Source organism: Gilliamella sp. W8145 (assembly GCF_016101145.1).
GTDB lineage: Bacteria > Pseudomonadota > Gammaproteobacteria > Enterobacterales > Orbaceae > Gilliamella > Gilliamella apis_A.
Genome location: NZ_JACFRC010000001.1, coordinates 374,776 through 390,383, shown reverse-complemented (window position 1 = coordinate 390,383; position 15,608 = coordinate 374,776). Strand labels below are relative to the sequence as shown.

Annotated in this window: 17 protein-coding genes; 10 read left to right on the top strand and 7 right to left on the bottom strand. The window is 33.9% G+C overall.

Going from position 1 to position 15,608, the window contains the following annotated elements; genetic code table 11:
• Nucleotides 1-243 precede the first annotated feature (243 nt).
• On the top strand, nt 244-1,431 hold the full coding sequence (locus H3T80_RS01675) for a histidinol-phosphate transaminase (protein ID WP_198199609.1): 1,188 nt from the start codon (nt 244-246) through the stop codon (nt 1,429-1,431).
• Between the two features lie 67 nt (nt 1,432-1,498).
• Here H3T80_RS01675 and H3T80_RS01670 read toward each other — a convergent pair whose 3' ends face one another.
• The 4 genes from H3T80_RS01670 to zapB form a co-directional block, all read right to left on the bottom strand.
• The gene (locus H3T80_RS01670; RefSeq protein ID WP_110448108.1) at nt 1,499-2,035 is read right to left on the bottom strand and encodes a C40 family peptidase; all 537 of its coding nucleotides are present in this window, start codon (nt 2,033-2,035) and stop codon (nt 1,499-1,501) included.
• Nucleotides 1,977-3,341, bottom strand: coding sequence for a DUF3482 domain-containing protein (locus tag H3T80_RS01665; protein WP_198199607.1), 1,365 nt, complete (start codon nt 3,339-3,341; stop codon nt 1,977-1,979). The genes H3T80_RS01670 and H3T80_RS01665 overlap by 59 nt, the downstream gene beginning before the upstream one ends.
• A 1-nt stretch (nt 3,342) precedes the next feature.
• Nucleotides 3,343-4,647 (bottom strand): DUF2868 domain-containing protein, encoded by a 1,305-nt coding sequence (locus tag H3T80_RS01660; RefSeq protein ID WP_198199605.1) that lies wholly within the window; start codon nt 4,645-4,647, stop codon nt 3,343-3,345.
• Nucleotides 4,648-4,723: 76 nt separating this feature from the next.
• A complete protein-coding gene (zapB, locus tag H3T80_RS01655) occupies nt 4,724-4,969 on the bottom strand; it encodes a cell division protein ZapB (protein ID WP_110448111.1) in 246 nt (81 codons plus the stop codon).
• A gap of 100 nt (nt 4,970-5,069) precedes the next feature.
• Here zapB and tpiA point away from each other — a divergent pair, with 100 nt between their 5' ends.
• Entirely contained in the window at nt 5,070-5,834 is a 765-nt protein-coding gene (gene tpiA, locus H3T80_RS01650; protein WP_110448112.1) for a triose-phosphate isomerase, read from the top strand.
• Between the two features lie 54 nt (nt 5,835-5,888).
• On the opposite strand, the gene H3T80_RS01645 is transcribed toward tpiA, so the two are convergent.
• Complete coding sequence (locus tag H3T80_RS01645; RefSeq protein ID WP_110448113.1) at nt 5,889-6,116, bottom strand: helix-turn-helix domain-containing protein; 228 nt, start codon at nt 6,114-6,116, stop codon at nt 5,889-5,891.
• A gap of 155 nt (nt 6,117-6,271) precedes the next feature.
• Between H3T80_RS01645 and H3T80_RS01640 the strand changes: the two genes are divergently transcribed.
• The 8 genes from H3T80_RS01640 to H3T80_RS01605 all read left to right on the top strand — a co-directional run bounded on the left by H3T80_RS01640 (nt 6,272) and on the right by H3T80_RS01605 (nt 14,464).
• Nucleotides 6,272-6,958, top strand: a complete 687-nt coding sequence (locus H3T80_RS01640; RefSeq protein ID WP_198199603.1) for a LexA family transcriptional regulator — start codon at nt 6,272-6,274, stop codon at nt 6,956-6,958.
• Between the two features lie 216 nt (nt 6,959-7,174).
• Nucleotides 7,175-8,293 carry a tRNA 2-thiouridine(34) synthase MnmA gene (gene mnmA / locus H3T80_RS01635; protein WP_198199601.1) on the top strand — a complete coding sequence of 373 codons (1,119 nt, stop codon included), beginning with the start codon at nt 7,175-7,177 and terminating at the stop codon, nt 8,291-8,293.
• A 1-nt stretch (nt 8,294) separates the two neighbouring features.
• The gene (gene hflD / locus H3T80_RS01630; protein ID WP_198199599.1) at nt 8,295-8,945 is read left to right on the top strand and encodes a high frequency lysogenization protein HflD; all 651 of its coding nucleotides are present in this window, start codon (nt 8,295-8,297) and stop codon (nt 8,943-8,945) included.
• A 30-nt stretch (nt 8,946-8,975) separates the two neighbouring features.
• Nucleotides 8,976-10,343: an adenylosuccinate lyase gene (purB, locus tag H3T80_RS01625; protein ID WP_198199597.1), complete on the top strand. Its 1,368-nt coding sequence runs from the start codon at nt 8,976-8,978 to the stop codon at nt 10,341-10,343.
• Between the two features lie 118 nt (nt 10,344-10,461).
• The gene (gene hemC, locus H3T80_RS01620) at nt 10,462-11,379 is read left to right on the top strand and encodes a hydroxymethylbilane synthase (RefSeq protein ID WP_198199595.1); all 918 of its coding nucleotides are present in this window, start codon (nt 10,462-10,464) and stop codon (nt 11,377-11,379) included.
• Nucleotides 11,379-12,113 carry a uroporphyrinogen-III synthase gene (locus tag H3T80_RS01615; protein WP_198199593.1) on the top strand — a complete coding sequence of 245 codons (735 nt, stop codon included), beginning with the start codon at nt 11,379-11,381 and terminating at the stop codon, nt 12,111-12,113. Before hemC ends, H3T80_RS01615 begins: the two co-directional genes overlap by 1 nt.
• Before the next feature lie 22 nt (nt 12,114-12,135).
• Nucleotides 12,136-13,554 carry a uroporphyrinogen-III C-methyltransferase gene (locus tag H3T80_RS01610; RefSeq protein WP_198199591.1) on the top strand — a complete coding sequence of 473 codons (1,419 nt, stop codon included), beginning with the start codon at nt 12,136-12,138 and terminating at the stop codon, nt 13,552-13,554.
• Nucleotides 13,555-13,564: 10 nt separating this feature from the next.
• A complete protein-coding gene (locus H3T80_RS01605; protein WP_110448121.1) occupies nt 13,565-14,464 on the top strand; it encodes a heme biosynthesis HemY N-terminal domain-containing protein in 900 nt (299 codons plus the stop codon).
• A gap of 59 nt (nt 14,465-14,523) precedes the next feature.
• Here the strand turns inward: H3T80_RS01605 and H3T80_RS01600 are convergent, their stop codons facing one another.
• Together H3T80_RS01600 and H3T80_RS01595 are read right to left on the bottom strand one after the other, a co-directional pair.
• Nucleotides 14,524-14,847, bottom strand: coding sequence for an AzlD domain-containing protein (locus tag H3T80_RS01600; protein WP_198199589.1), 324 nt, complete (start codon nt 14,845-14,847; stop codon nt 14,524-14,526).
• On the bottom strand, nt 14,844-15,539 hold the full coding sequence (locus H3T80_RS01595; RefSeq protein WP_198199587.1) for an AzlC family ABC transporter permease: 696 nt from the start codon (nt 15,537-15,539) through the stop codon (nt 14,844-14,846). Before H3T80_RS01595 ends, H3T80_RS01600 begins: the two co-directional genes overlap by 4 nt.
• Between the last annotated feature and the right edge of the window lie 69 nt (nt 15,540-15,608).

Genomic DNA, 15,608 nt, shown 5'->3' with positions numbered 1-15,608 from the left:
CTTAAGATCATTGTTCGTATATTCATTAATAGTAGCAATGATCTTAAACATTGACATAATGCAGTGCAAATCCGAACTAAATTAGTGCGCTTTTCAATCTAGCTAATTAGTATTCAAACATCATAAATTCACCAATCTTTAATTTTATCAATTTGATATCAGTTATTTCTATTTGTTTATTAAATTGGTATGAATCTTGCTGTATTTTATATTTGTAAAAGCGGACTGAACGTGAGGTGAATTATGGTAACAAATTTAAACATTAGTCGTAGAACATTATTGGGTTTTTCTACTGCAGCTATTGCTGGGTTATCTGTAAATCAATTATTATCTAAAGCCTATGCTAGCGAGTTACAAAAAACGATTTCATTCTCACTTCCGGTAATGGATACAGCTGTTACACCTAGTCTAGATAATCCAGTTAGACTCAACTTTAATGAAAATGCCATAGGTATGTCGGGAACAGCCAAACAAGCAGCTATAGATGCAGTTCCGAAAGCTAATCGATATGCTAAAGCTGAAATACTGCTATTGAGTAAAAGATTAGCACAGTATCATAATCTTAGCGAGGAACATATTTTATTAACAGCAGGATCATCTGAGGGTATTCGTAGTGCCATTGCTGCTCATATAAATCCTAACACTCAACTAGTTATTCCAGAATTGACTTATGGTGATGGGGAGCATTTCGCTAAAACTTTTAATTTGAAAATAACTAAAGTTCCTTCATTAAAAGATTGGCAAATTGATATTAACGGTTTGCGCAAAGCGGTTGAAAATCATCAAGGATTTTCGATTGTTTATCTAGTAAATCCGAACAATCCTACATCTACGGTAATTGGTTACAAAGAAGTTGAATCGTGGATAACAAGTAAGCCTAAAAATACATTATTTATTATTGATGAAGCTTATGCCGAGTTTGTCAATGATCCGGTATTCCGTTCTGTTGATAGTTTAATTTTTCAAGGTTATAGCAATATTATTTTACTGAAAACTTTTTCAAAAATTCATGCTATGGCAGGTTTGCGAGTCGGTTATGTTGTCAGTTCGCCAGATAATATCAAAAATATTGGTCAGTATGTAGCAGGTGAAAAACTGAATTACTGTGGAGTTTGTGCAGCTCTTGCATCAATCGATGATAATCAATTTTTGACCTACTCAAAGAAAGCAACTGATGTATCACGTAATATTATGGAAAAAGTATTGTCAGAATTAGGATTACACTATCTTAAATCAGAAACAAACTTTATCTTTCATAAGAGCCCTATTGAGTTGGGACAATATCGTGAATTAATGAAGAAAAATTTTATATTAATAGGACGTGATTTTAATCCAGCTACCAACTGGTGCCGAATATCATTGGGAACACCTGGCGAAATGTTGTATGTTGCCAATGTGTTATATGGTTTAAGAGAAAAATCACTGATATAAAATTGGAAAAACTAAGGAAAGGAAACAAAGACTCACTGAATATATTTCATATCAGTGAGTCAAAATTTTATTTAACTTTAGTATCAATTACCCGACGAGTCATCCAATAATGTTTTTTCCAATAATCTTCTTTTAAATTAGAGAAAATAACACCTTTTGATGTCGAAGCATGTAGGAATTTACCATCAGCATAATAGATGCCAACATGCAAACCACTTCGACTACGGCCAGTTTTAAAAAATACTAAATCACCAGCTTTAGGGGTGGTAACTTTATAACCTAATTTAGCTTGTTCAGCAGCACTTCTTGGTAGCGTTTTTGCCAATCTATTTTTGTAGAAATTCATGACTAAAGCAGAACAATCACTACCGGCTAAAGTCGTCCCACCATAACGATATGGGGTTTTTTTCCATTTTTTATAATGTTGATCGATTTTTGCCAAAATAACTGGATCTGATTTATTTACAGCTACTTGCCCCTGACTACTACTACAACCAAACAATACAAACAGAGAAAAAATAAGTGAAATTACTAAACATCGTTTTCTAACACTGCTGCAATTGTTGCGCAACTTGATTAATAACCGACTGTCTTTTTTTATCATTTCTTTTTGATCCTTTATTTAAAGTCGACCACTGCGAATAACGTCTCGCTACCTTTAGACTTTTAGGTAACACACCTTTTTGCCACTCGTTTTTATCTAATCTAGATAACCTAATCGGGCTGGTGTTCGCGTGGCTGCGATAATTTAGACTCTCTTTTAGTTGAACTAATCGTAAAGAAAGAAAACAAATAATCACATCATCAACACTTAATTTACTATATCCAGAAAACTGATAGCGCATTCTAGATCCATAATGCTTTGCAGTTTGCATCAAACTACCCACCGCAGCGCCAATTAACGCAGCTGAACCAAAGGATAATCCACCGGTAGCTAAATCAATACTAGCTCCGATAGTTGCGCCAGAGACAAATCCTTTGGTCAAATGCATACCCATCAATTTCAACGCATCTAAGTTAAACAAATCAGCATTATATCTACCTTTAATTAAAGGTAGATTCTCTTCACTCTCTTGAGTTGAATCAAATTGATATAGTTGCAATAAATCGTTAATTACTTTTTGTTCACGTAACCTGACTTTATTTTGCATATCAGTTACAGCTTGATTATCATCCGATTTTGCCATTTTATAAAAAGCAGTCACATCAACCAATGCTTCGGCAATAAGCTTATTTGCTGTATGATTACGCGATTCACGAATCCTCGTAATATTATCTAACCAATTATCCAATATTTTTTTAGCTGGTTCAATTAATAAAGCTAAACTTTTGTATAAATTTTCCTCACCATCTATGGGAGGAAACATAGCGTTGAACCCAATGATAGCATGGATCCCCATTCTTGAAAGCAATCTTTTCCATTCCTTTTCGTTTTGTTCTTTAGTTGAAGTGAAGTTAAGGACAGCAAGAATGGGTTTATCACTATTCGCTAAGATGGCTAATTCATCGTGATATTTAGGTAGCACAGGCTCTCTCACATCGATGACATAAATAGCTGCATCACAATTTAACACTTGTCTAATGACTTTTGCTTCTTGATTAAAAAGGTTTTCAGCCTCTGGACTTTGTAAAAAATTCGTTAATTTATCGATACCATCAAGCTTAGTATTTGCTGGTAAAAGTTGTGTTATATAATCATAAAGTGCCAAACTATCTTCAAAACCAGGAGTATCATAAAAAGTGATGTCACTATCATTAGCCAACGGCAACTTAATCGACTCGACGTGTCTTGTGGTGCCTGGTTTATCTGAAACATCACCAAAATGACTATTGTACGATAATGCTCGTAAAAGCGAAGTTTTACCAAAATTTGCATGGCCAACTATCGCTAATTTCAATGAAGTTATCATATTAATTATCCTGCTCTAACCAATTAGGATTAGCTAATGGTAAAGATAACGATTGCCAATTATGAAATTGCTTTCCTTGATTAATAAACCATATCCGAGATTGCTGTGATTTATTAATTAACTGTCGAATAAAGTTCAATAATCCTCGATCTGGTGCTCGATCAGTATCGATGGCAATTAATAATTTTTTCGCCGGTTTTAGTTGCAAATAATCTAATATAGCAATCCGTTGTTCACGGGTATTGAGAAATCCATAGAACGGAACAATAGTTGCCGGTTTCCAACTGTCAACGATGTCCATTGCAACCAAATAGATACCATGTCCTTCTTCAATTTGCGAAATCGGCAATTGCCATCTAATTTCACCTAATTTATCTTCATCTTCTACATTAGTGACTAATGGCTGCAATTGTCGTGCTAGTATTTGATAATCTGGATCATCTAAATTTAATTTAAGCTTACGACTGCTTAGCATCCAGATGACACCACAAAAAATCATTAGAAATAAACGAACAATTAAGCCATAAAAAATAAAAACGCCAAGTAACCATATCGCCCATGAAGAACGAATATCACCAGCACTTAATGCATGTTCACTAAGTTTAATCACTTCATCTTTTGGAATAGAAAATCCAAACCAAGAAGGTAAATAACCTAAATAATGAGTCAATTGGGTAATTGAATCCGCACTTAATAAAGTTGTTTTCCATTCAAAACTATAATGTTGTGTAGAAAAAAGTACTAGCAAAACGATTAAAGCGCTAGTCAAAATAACTGCCCAAAACAGATTAAGAACAAAACCTAATAACCAACGAATTCGATGATAACCAAATAATGAAGCAAAAGCGGGAACAAGTTGTTTTACGGTCTTTTTTTGGTAAAGTTTTTCTGCTATCCATAACCAACAGTGAATTAATAGGCTACCACCAAACCGAGAAAAAAATAACAATGAGCAAAGCCAGATAATTAGCGTAATAAAATGAACACCCAATAAACTGAATAACGCCCAATATAAATTGATTGGATTTTGACTTAATGCGCCAAATGTCAACGAGCTACCGATAAAAAGCGAAAAAAACAATAATAGCAAAAATGAGAGCTTAATTGAGCGCAACATGACTTTTTGTGCCAAATATAAACCATTTTGTTTAGATAATAAGGTAGCTCGCATAACAATACGATTAACCAAAGATGTTGACATAGCTTTAACTTGCCGATTAATATCTTGATCAGCAAAGCGTCCAGATTGTGACTCAATTAAATGAATAGTTTCAGTAAGCCATAAAGATTTTAGCTTTTCACGCATTTTAATTTAATTTTCACATATTGGTTCGTCATAAAAGAAACGCGACATAAGTCGCGTTTAAAATCGATTGAATCGTTTATTGGGTAATTTCACCAATTTTATTTAAAAGAGTTTGAATCCGTTGCTGCCAAATTTGTTGGTCTTGTTTTAATTTTTCATTTTCATCACGTAATGCTTTCATTTCATCAGAACTATCATTAATTAATTGTTCAAGTTCTTGATTGCCTTGTTTTAATCTAGCGATCTCTTGTTGCAATGTATTAATGGTGTTAACAGTGTTTTGAATTCTAGTTTCTAATTGATTCAATATTTCTAATGACATATTTTTCCTCAAGCTCAATTTATTTGGTGTATAATAAGTAGTATTATAACCAATTCATTCTGAAATCAACACCTTTTTAAATTTTAAGTTGGAGAAAAATATGCGAAAACCTCTCGTTATGGGTAACTGGAAACTCAATGGTAGTATCGGTATGGCAAAAGACTTAGTCACAGGATTAAGAAATGAGCTATCAACAGATGCCAACTGTGGCATTGCAATTGCACCGCCTAGCGTTTATTTAGATTTTGTAGCACACCAATTAGGTGGCTCAAACATTCTTTTAGGCGCTCAAGATGTCGGTATTCATCTTTCTGGTGCTTATACTGGTGAAGTATCAGCAACTATGTTAAAAGAAATCGGCGTAACTCACGTTATTATTGGACATTCTGAACGTCGTACTTATCACAAAGAATCTGATGAATTTATTGCGCAAAAATTTGGTGTATTAAAAGAAGCAGGTTTAGTACCAGTACTTTGTATTGGTGAAACTGAAGCTGAGAACGAAGCTGGCCAAACTCAAGCAGTATGTGCTCGTCAAATCGATGCTGTCATTAATGCATTAGGTGTACAAGCATTTAACGGTGCGGTAATTGCTTATGAACCAGTTTGGGCAATCGGTACAGGAAAATCTGCAACTCCTGCTCAAGCACAAGCTGTTCACAAATTTATCCGTGATCATATTGCTAAACAAGATGCAGCTGTAGCTGAACAAGTAATCATTCAATATGGTGGTTCAGTTAATGATAAAAATGCAGCTGAACTATTTACACAACCGGATATTGATGGTGCTTTGGTTGGTGGTGCTTCATTAAAAGTTGATGCATTTGCAGCAATCGTTAAAGCAGCAGAACAAGCTAAGAAATAAAACGTAAGACGCCTATCTTAGGCGTCTTTTTCTACTCAGTAATACAATTGTAACTTATTTTTTAACCTTCTTTTCGTATCTAGATGGCCAAATTTGCTCAACAGGTACTTGTAAATATTCAGAGATAATACGTTCATATTTAGGACAATGTCGATATAATGCATTACGTAAAGTATCAGCCTGTAAACCACTTGAACGTGAAAGAGCTCTTAAATTTCCACCTCGAATTTTAATCTCACCTACTACTCTTGATGGTGTCCAGTCTTGATCTTGTTCTCTCATTATGAGATCCTCTATTGGTTAAATTTTTTGCTATTGTAAAGATTATCGGTATTACGCGACTAAAGCGATAACAAGTTACCAACAAAGAATAACATATAAAAAAACGAATTAAAATAATAAAAACAAAAAAATATCTAGAAATGGAATAAAAAACAATGGAAAATAAAGTAAAAAAACAGTCAGATCAAGAAAAAACACGAGCACTAACCAGTACGGGAGTAATAAACTTTAAAAATCGATTAACTATTGTTTTAGAAGGTCTCTCAGGAAACGCTTTTGCAAAAAAAGTAGGAATGTCTGAAGCAGTAATACGAGATTATTTATGTGGTAAAACCTATCCATCGCTAAATAGATTGGCAACAATAGCTCTGAAATGCGATGTACCAATCGAGTGGCTTGTGACAGGAAAGGGAGAATGTCGTTTACTTCCAGAAAGCCAAGGTAAAGGTTCTATTGATATTCCATTTCATCATCTCAATGAAACAAATAGTGCATTTTCAGTTTTGGAAACAATTCCATTTGATATCACCTTAATCAAACATCATGGTTGTGAAGTTGATAATCTAGTCGCTGTTTGGGCTAAGGGTGATAGTATGGAACCAACTATATCAAATCATGATATCCTTATTATCAATAAAGCTTATGCTAAACCTATTGATGGTTTTCTTTATGCGGTACAGTACGATGAGCATATAAGTATCAAGCGTATTCAAAATCAAGGTGCTAACTTAGTTTTAATTTCAGATAACCCTAAATATCCAGCTATGGTGGTTGACAGAAAAGAACAGGACGATTTTAAAATAATCGGTCATGTAGTCTATTTATTAAAAGATCTTAATTAATATCACCATAATAAAACTATTTCTAATTTTAACTCCATTGATATTATCAATGGAGTTTTGAACCATAATTATTTTTTTCTGCGAATAGATATCAGCAGACAACTATTAATCAAAATTTGTTAATCTAATCCATATCCCTCTTTTGCATAGCCTTATACATTTCATCATAATTATGCTAAAATTATCACAAAATTTTTGCCCATTGATTTAGTTATTATGCCAAATATAAACACTCGAAAAAAAGTCGTTGTCGGCATGTCTGGCGGCGTAGACTCTTCCGTTTCTGCTTATTTATTACAACAACAAGGTTACGATGTTGTTGGTTTATTTATGAAAAATTGGGAAGAAGATGACACTGAAGAATATTGTTCAGCGGCGATCGATTTAGCCGATGCGCAAGCAGTTTGTGATAAATTAAACATCAAATTACACACAATCAATTTTGCTGCCGAATACTGGGATAACGTATTTGAACATTTTTTATCCGAATATAAAGCGGGTAGAACGCCTAATCCTGATATCCTGTGCAATAAAGAGATCAAATTTAAAGCTTTTCTTGAATATGCAGCCGAAGATCTTGGCGCTGATTATATCGCTACCGGTCATTATGTTCGCAAGCGAGAAAATGGAAATAAAGTCGAATTACTGCGCGGTATAGATAACAATAAAGACCAAAGTTATTTTTTATATACGCTGAGTGAAAATCAAATTAGACAAAGCTTATTTCCTGTTGGTGAACTGGAAAAACCACAAGTACGAAAAATAGCCGAAAAACTGGGCCTAGCAACAGCAGCAAAAAAAGACTCAACAGGGATCTGTTTTATTGGTGAAAGAAAATTCAGTGACTTTTTAGCTCGTTATTTACCCGCACAATCAGGAGTGATTCGTACTGTAGACGGTGAAGTTATTGGTCAACATCAAGGTCTAATGTATCACACATTAGGACAACGTAAAGGACTTGGTATAGGTGGTCTAAAACAAGCCGATGATACACCATGGTATGTTGTTGACAAAGACATAAAAAATAATGAATTAATTGTAGCCCAAGGTCATGATCATCCTGCTTTGTTTTCGGATGGATTAATTGCTCAACAACTACACTGGGTTGATCGTAAAGTTGTAACTAAACCTTTTCAATGCACAGTAAAAACCCGTTATCGTCAACAAGATATTGTTTGTAATGTCACACCATTAGAACAAGATAAAATTCAAGTAATGTTTGAACAACCTGTTGCAGCAGTAACACCAGGGCAATCAGCGGTATTCTATCAAGATGAAGTCTGCTTTGGTGGCGGTATTATTGAGGAACGAATTGTAAGCAGTAAGGATCATTAAAGTGAATAGTAAATACCATCATATTGCAATAGCCCTTGCCGGCGTAACACAAAGTGCGTCACTTATTCCCCAACTTGCTAATACAGGGGTTTGTAACAATACGCTTTATCAAATAGCAATTAAAAGCATATTTAATACATCACCAAAAACCACTGATGATGTTTATGATGGTATTATCAATATTAAAACTGGTCTTGAAACACTTATCTCACTACTATCATCCAATCAAAAGCAACAAGTTGAAATCATCCGTTATTTGTTTGGTGCATTAAGTGTCACTAGCAAACTTTTAAAAAATAATGATGCACTAGGTAAAATAGATCAACGTTTACAACGGATATCTGGACTTTATTCAGATATGAATCAGGAGACAATTGGTAATCATGTTGATGATCTCTCTTATTCATTAGCGGGAATCTATTCGGATATTATCAGTCCTCTATCAACCAAAATCAAAGTAGTAGGTAAAGCTGAGTATTTACAAAATTCATTAGTGCAAGCCAAAGTTAGAGCTTCACTACTAGGTTGTGTTCGTTCCGCCATTTTATGGTACCAAGTTGGTGGTAGTCGCTGGCAAATTTTGCTGGGTCGTAAACGAATATGTAATGCAGCACAAGAATTATTAAAAGATGTTAATCAACAAAGTTATTAAATTTAAAAAAATAGCAACGGAGTAAAACCGATGGAATTATCTGCTCTTACCGCCCTATCACCAATTGATGGTCGTTATGGTGACAAAACAACAGAATTACGCACCATTTTTAGTGAATATGGTTTGTTAAAATATCGTGTGCAAGTTGAAGTTCGATGGCTACAAAAACTCGCTAAACAAGCAGATATTCTTGAAGTACCAACGCTAAGTGAGCAAGCTACTAAGCACCTTAATGAAATTGTTGAAAACTTTAATGAACAAGATGCAATACGCATCAAAACAATCGAAAAGACAACAAATCATGATGTTAAAGCTGTTGAGTATTTCTTAAAAGAAAAAGTTAACACTAACGAAGAACTGCAAGCTATTAATGAATTTATCCACTTTGCCTGTACATCAGAAGATATCAACAATCTATCTTATGCTTTAATGTTAAAAACAGCCAGAGACACAGTTCTTATCCCTTACTGGAAAAAATTAATAGCTATCATCACTACGCAAGCTAAAACTTATCGTGACTTACCATTATTATCAAGAACACACGGACAACCAGCTACACCTTCCACTATCGGTAAAGAATTTGCCAATGTTGCTTATCGATTAAAAAGACAGTTAAAACAATTAGAGTCAATTGAAATCCTAGGTAAAATCAATGGCGCTACAGGTAATTATAATGCGCATATGGTTGCTTATCCACAAATCAATTGGCATAAATTTAGTGAGGAATTTGTAACTTCATTAGGATTACAGTGGAATCCATATACTACCCAAATTGAACCACATGATTATATTGCTGAATATTTTGATTGTATTGCCCGTTTTAATACAATTATGATTGATTTTGATCGTGATGTTTGGGGGTATATCGCTTTAAATCATTTTAAACAGAAAACCGTTGCTGGTGAAATTGGTTCTTCAACTATGCCACATAAAGTTAACCCAATTGATTTTGAGAATTCAGAAGGCAATTTAGGCCTTGCTAATGCAATCATGAGTCATCTTGGTAGTAAATTACCTATTTCTCGTTGGCAACGAGATTTAACCGACTCAACGGTATTACGTAATCTCGGAGTAGGTATTGGTTATGCGATTATTGCTTATCAGTCAACACTTAAAGGTCTAAATAAACTTGAAGTAAATCAAGAGCATCTACTTGATGAACTTAATCGAAATTGGGAAGTATTAGCTGAACCAATTCAAACCGTGATGCGTCGTTATGGTATCGAAAAACCATACGAAAAATTAAAAGAATTAACGCGAGGTAAACGTGTCGATGCACAAGGAATGCAACAATTTATCGATTCGTTAGCGTTACCTGAACATGAAAAAGCTCGTTTAAAACAGTTAACCCCAGCAAATTACATTGGTTTTGCCATTAATTTTGTTGATGAATTATAACTGACATTATGAGTGTCGTAGCCTAAAACTCAAGCATAATGAGTTTTAGGCTAACCAATTTATGTTGAATGACATATAACAACAAAAATATTTAAAATTCGGTAGATAGGGAGCATCATTGAAAATCCGCATCGCAACAAGAAAAAGTCCCTTAGCCCTTTGGCAAGCTAACTTTGTTAAACAACAATTAATGACTATCCACCGAGATTTAACCGTTGAACTAATCCCAATGGTAACTAAAGGTGATGTACTATTGGATAGTCCGCTATCGAAAATCGGTGGTAAAGGGTTATTTGTCAAACAATTAGAACAAGCCATAATAGATAATAAAGCTGATATTGCCGTTCATTCTATTAAAGACATTCCAGCTCAATTTCCTACAGGATTAACACTTGCTACAATCTGTCAACGAGATGATGTTCGTGATGCATTTATATCAAATCAATATCAATGTTTAGATGATTTACCTAATGGCGCTATCATTGGCACCTCAAGTTTAAGACGTCAATGTCAATTACGGGCTAAATATCCACATCTCATAATCAAGGATTTACGTGGTAATGTTGGTTCGCGCTTATCAAAATTGGATAATCAAGAATATGATGGCATAATTCTAGCTGCGGTTGGTTTAAAACGACTAGGATTACAAGAACGAATCAAGCAATACATTGATACTGACTTAATTTTACCCGCGGTAGGCCAAGGTGCAGTTGGTATCGAAACTCGAATCAATGATGAAACAATCTTGCAATTACTTGCGCCACTTGATGATAAACATAGCCGAATTTGTATTCAAGCCGAAAGAGCAATGAATCAGGCATTGCAAGGTGGCTGTCAAGTGCCTATTGCCTGTCAAAGTCTTTTAAATAACAATTTATTAACCTTAAATGGTTTAGTTGGCAGTCTAGATGGTTCAACAATTATTAAAGTTAGTATAACAGGAGCTGCCACAGAAGCCGAGAGCTTAGGTGAAAAATTGGCTGCAAAATTATTAGCTAAAGGCGCTGATAAAATATTAGCGGAACTAATTAACTAATGATTTATATTACTCGCCCTTCCCCCGAAGGGGATAATTTAACCCGATTATTAAATCAAGCCAATGTATCAGCAATACATCTACCTTTTTTTAATATCTTAGCTGGTCAAGATCTGAGGCATTTACAGCAACAATTGGATAATCTCAATCTAGGTGATATGGTTATTATTGTTTCACCACAAGTTACTTATATGATTGAACAACATCTGCCCGATCTCAGGTTACCTAATCACCTTCGTTATTTTGCTATTGGCAAAAAATCTGCCGAATTATTTAGTCAGCAAAATAACGTTCATGTTGATTACCCTAACGAAGAAAATAGTGCCGGATTATTATCATTATTAAATCAACAAGCAATAAGTGGTCATAATGCATTAATTCTTTGTGGGGATAATGGTGGTCAACAATTATCTCAGCAGTTAAAATTGCAAACAGTTAATGTGAAAACAATTGCATGCTATACTCGTCAAACTATTACTTATAAACCAAACATATTAGCCGAAAATATTGCCCAACAAATCATATTAATTACAAGTGTTGATCACCTATTACAACTAGATATTTACTGCCAAAATAAACATAAGAATGAAGCGCAACTAATCGTTACCAGTGAGAGAATTTTTACAAAAGCTAAACAGTTAAATTGGCAAAAAGTTTTAAAAATTGTTAGCGCAAATAATCAATTTTTATTTAAAACAATGATAACTCTATGTCATAATGCCAAAAATATTTAAAAAATCTAAATGAGGTTAATTTATGCCAGCAAAATACTATGGTGCCAATGCAACACTTTCAAACATCAGCACCACTTCATTTAGTCAACCGCCTATACCTAATGCAAACAAAGAAGCGAAAAAGACGATGAACGTAGATAAAAAAGAACCAATCAAAAAAACTTCTAGTCCAAAAATCGAACAACCAACCAATTCATCGGTTAATAGCAGTAAATCCCACATACCTGTATCAAAACTGTCTATACTTGCCATAGCATTAACAGTTTGTCTAAGTGGATTTGTTTATTTCCAAGGATATAAACAAATTGAGAATCAAAAGCGAAAGATTGCCACCTTACAAACAGAAGTTGCAAACTTAAAGCAAAATACTAAAGCTAGCATAATTAATGACTTGCAAAGTAATATTAATGATGCCGTCAATCAACAAAACCAACAGTTTACATCTTTATCACAACGTGTTGATCGCCAATTAAATGAAAACCAAAAGATTCAACAACAATTAATCATACAAATTAACGATGCAACTAAGTTAAACGAACAAAACTTAAATACTATTAATGAACGTTTATCAGCCCTATCCACACTTGATAATAATGTTTGGTTAATCTCACAGGCTAACTACTTAGTCCATCTTGCTGGTAGAAAAATTTGGAATGATCAAGATTATAACAGTGCCCGTCTATTATTAAAAAGTGCTGACGAAAGTTTGGCCAAAACCAATGATCCAAGTCTATTAGCCGCAAGACAAGCCATTAGCAAAGATATTAATGCCTTATCACAAATAAGTTTTATTGATGAGGATGGAATTATTATTAAGCTATTAGGTTTATCTGAATCATTAACAGACCTACCTTTAGTCGGTAATTATAAAGAAACTGCGCAGGCAATTAACCAAAATGAAATAAAAATCGCAGATGAGGTTTCAACAAATAATAAACCGTCATCGAACTTAGCTGAAAATGATCAAGTTAGCTCATCAATAGATGATTGGTCAGATAATTTACTTGTCAATGCCGAAAAATTTATGGACAAATTTATCAAAATTGAAAAACTAGACGCAAAAGATAACCATTTTGCCACTTGTCTAGATAAGGCTGGTAATGATGAAAAGCAAATTGTCAGATGTCAAATTTTAAAAACACCTTTAAGTTTAGAACAGACTCTGTATCTTCGTGAAAATATTCGTTTCCGGTTATTAATTGCGGCACAGGCAGTACCAAGACATCAAGAACTCATATATCAACGTGCTTTACATGATGCTTCGACTTGGATTAATGCTTATTTCGATGGTAATGCATCAGCAGTTAAATTGTTTTTAAATGATCTTAATAATTTACAAAAACAATCGATTAGTAATCAAAACATCCCCGATAAACTCGACAGCATTATTGAGCTTGAAAAATTAATGCAAACCCGAGTCAAATCAGCATTAGGTAAATAGGAGAATAATAATGTTAAAAATACTCATTATTTTCTTAGTATTAGTCGGTGGATTTTTCCTTGGCCCTATTTTTGAAGGCCATCAAGGGTCAGCGGTATTTGAAGTTGCTAAATATAGAATAAGTATGTCTTTTAACTCATTTGTAATATTACAATTGTTAGGATTACTTGTACTGTATTTAGTTTATGAAATATGTAAAAAAATCTTCAACTCAAAAACTGCTCTAGGTGAATGGTTAAGATTAAAATCACCGAAGAAATCGGTTAAACGTGTTGAACAAGCACAATTTTACCTTTTACAAGGTGATTATCAACAAGCCGCTAAACTATTTATGAAAAGTGCCAAAGGTGCAAAAAGCTCTACTTTATCTTATTTACTTGCAGCTCAAGCACAAATTGATGCAGACCAATTAATCGCCGCCAATCAATCTTTAGTCGAGGCGGCAAAATGTTGTCAACCAAAAGAGTTATTTGCTTTTCAACTAGTACAAATTCGTCTACAACTAAAAAATCATGAATATAGTGCAGCTAAAATCACAATTGAAAAATTATTAAACGAAAAACCGCGTAATGTTGAAATATTGAGATTAGCAGATCAACTCTACTATGAAACGGAAGATTATCAATCGGTTATTGATTTATTACCGATCATGTATAAAACTAAAGCTTATCCAGACTCTCAACTTGATCAATTTAGACAAGCAGCCTATATTGGCCGTATCAAACAATTATCAACCAATAGTGATCCACTTGCTTTAATAAAATGGTGGAAACAACAACCAAAAGTTATCGTCAATAACTTAGCTAATCAGAAAGCAATGGCCAATTATTTAAATCAATTAGGCCAAACAGCCGAAGCGGAAAAGCTGACTAAAAGCATTATAAGATTGGAACAAAAAGAAAGAACCTAAAAAAATTAAATAGTAAAACAGGGCAATAGCCCTGTTTTTGTTTGAATAAAAAAATCAGCTTAGATAATAAAATAGCGAATTAATGCCATACTACTCATTCCAACAATAACGACCCACATTAAGTTACGAGTCAAAACAGCAATACCAATAGTTGGCACCGCAGCTAAGCAATATTCAAAATTAAAACTAGGAAATTCGCCTTGTTTAACTATAAAAAGATATTCAACAAATAGTGCAGTTAAAATACAAATAGGTACATAGGATAAAAAACGAATGACTACTTCAGGCAATTGCAATTTTCTGACTAATAAGAAAGGGATAACCCGAGGTAACCAAGTCACCAAACCACTACCCAAAATGATTAATATACTATAAATACTCATGCTTTACGCTCCACAATAATCCCCATAAAGCAACCGGCAAAAGTACTAAATAATATCGCCATTTCTGATGAGACAAAACGTAATAAAAAGATCAATATCACACTGACCGTCAACATTGCTATAACACGATTTAGAACTGTTTTAGATTTATCACCTGTTAACTGTAAATAAAGTAAACCAATAAACATCGCCACTAATGCATAATCTAATCCAAATTGTGCTGGATTGGGTAACCATTCACCAATCAATGCCCCAACTAAGCATGATAATATCCACGCAGAATAAGCGGTTATATTTAGTCCATGCATCCAGGCTGGATTTACGGGTTGTTTATTAGCAATAGCATTCATGGCTACTGCAAAACTTTCATCAGTTAATAGACTGCCAATACCAATATTATTCAATAATGAGAAACGACGAAATGCCGGTGCGGTAGCCATACTCATCAAAAAATGCCGTGAATTAACTAAAAACACCGTAAAAATAATCGCTGTTATTGGTGTTGCTACCATCATTAAACCGGTGATGATAAATTGTGATGCACCAGCATAAATAATAATTGCCATGAGAGTCACTTCTAATACCGATAAGTTAGATGCTTTACCCACAACACCTGCGGCAATACCTATTCCAATATAACCCAATAAAGTTGGAATACACGCTTGTACACCATCTTTAAATGTTAAAGACATTTTCCTTTCCTTAATGAAATAAATTGCTATCTAATATATTTAGTAATTGTAATAATATTGATTCAATTT

Bases quoted from the DNA above. Each gene is read 5' to 3' on its own strand.
- H3T80_RS01675 (WP_198199609.1), top strand. From the start codon at position 244: ATGGTAACAAATTTAAACATTAGTCGTAGAACATTATTGGGTTTTTCT.
- H3T80_RS01670 (WP_110448108.1), bottom strand. From the start codon at position 2,035: ATGATAAAAAAAGACAGTCGGTTATTAATCAAGTTGCGCAACAATTGC.
- H3T80_RS01610 (WP_198199591.1), top strand. From the start codon at position 12,136: ATGCCAGCAAAATACTATGGTGCCAATGCAACACTTTCAAACATCAGC.
- mnmA (WP_198199601.1), top strand. From the start codon at position 7,175: ATGCCAAATATAAACACTCGAAAAAAAGTCGTTGTCGGCATGTCTGGC.
- H3T80_RS01660 (WP_198199605.1), bottom strand. From the start codon at position 4,647: ATGCGTGAAAAGCTAAAATCTTTATGGCTTACTGAAACTATTCATTTA.
- H3T80_RS01615 (WP_198199593.1), top strand. From the start codon at position 11,379: ATGATTTATATTACTCGCCCTTCCCCCGAAGGGGATAATTTAACCCGA.
- H3T80_RS01600 (WP_198199589.1), bottom strand. From the start codon at position 14,847: ATGAGTATTTATAGTATATTAATCATTTTGGGTAGTGGTTTGGTGACT.
- H3T80_RS01640 (WP_198199603.1), top strand. From the start codon at position 6,272: ATGGAAAATAAAGTAAAAAAACAGTCAGATCAAGAAAAAACACGAGCA.
- tpiA (WP_110448112.1), top strand. From the start codon at position 5,070: ATGCGAAAACCTCTCGTTATGGGTAACTGGAAACTCAATGGTAGTATC.
- zapB (WP_110448111.1), bottom strand. From the start codon at position 4,969: ATGTCATTAGAAATATTGAATCAATTAGAAACTAGAATTCAAAACACT.
- H3T80_RS01605 (WP_110448121.1), top strand. From the start codon at position 13,565: ATGTTAAAAATACTCATTATTTTCTTAGTATTAGTCGGTGGATTTTTC.
- purB (WP_198199597.1), top strand. From the start codon at position 8,976: ATGGAATTATCTGCTCTTACCGCCCTATCACCAATTGATGGTCGTTAT.
- H3T80_RS01665 (WP_198199607.1), bottom strand. From the start codon at position 3,341: ATGATAACTTCATTGAAATTAGCGATAGTTGGCCATGCAAATTTTGGT.
- H3T80_RS01595 (WP_198199587.1), bottom strand. From the start codon at position 15,539: ATGTCTTTAACATTTAAAGATGGTGTACAAGCGTGTATTCCAACTTTA.
- H3T80_RS01645 (WP_110448113.1), bottom strand. From the start codon at position 6,116: ATGAGAGAACAAGATCAAGACTGGACACCATCAAGAGTAGTAGGTGAG.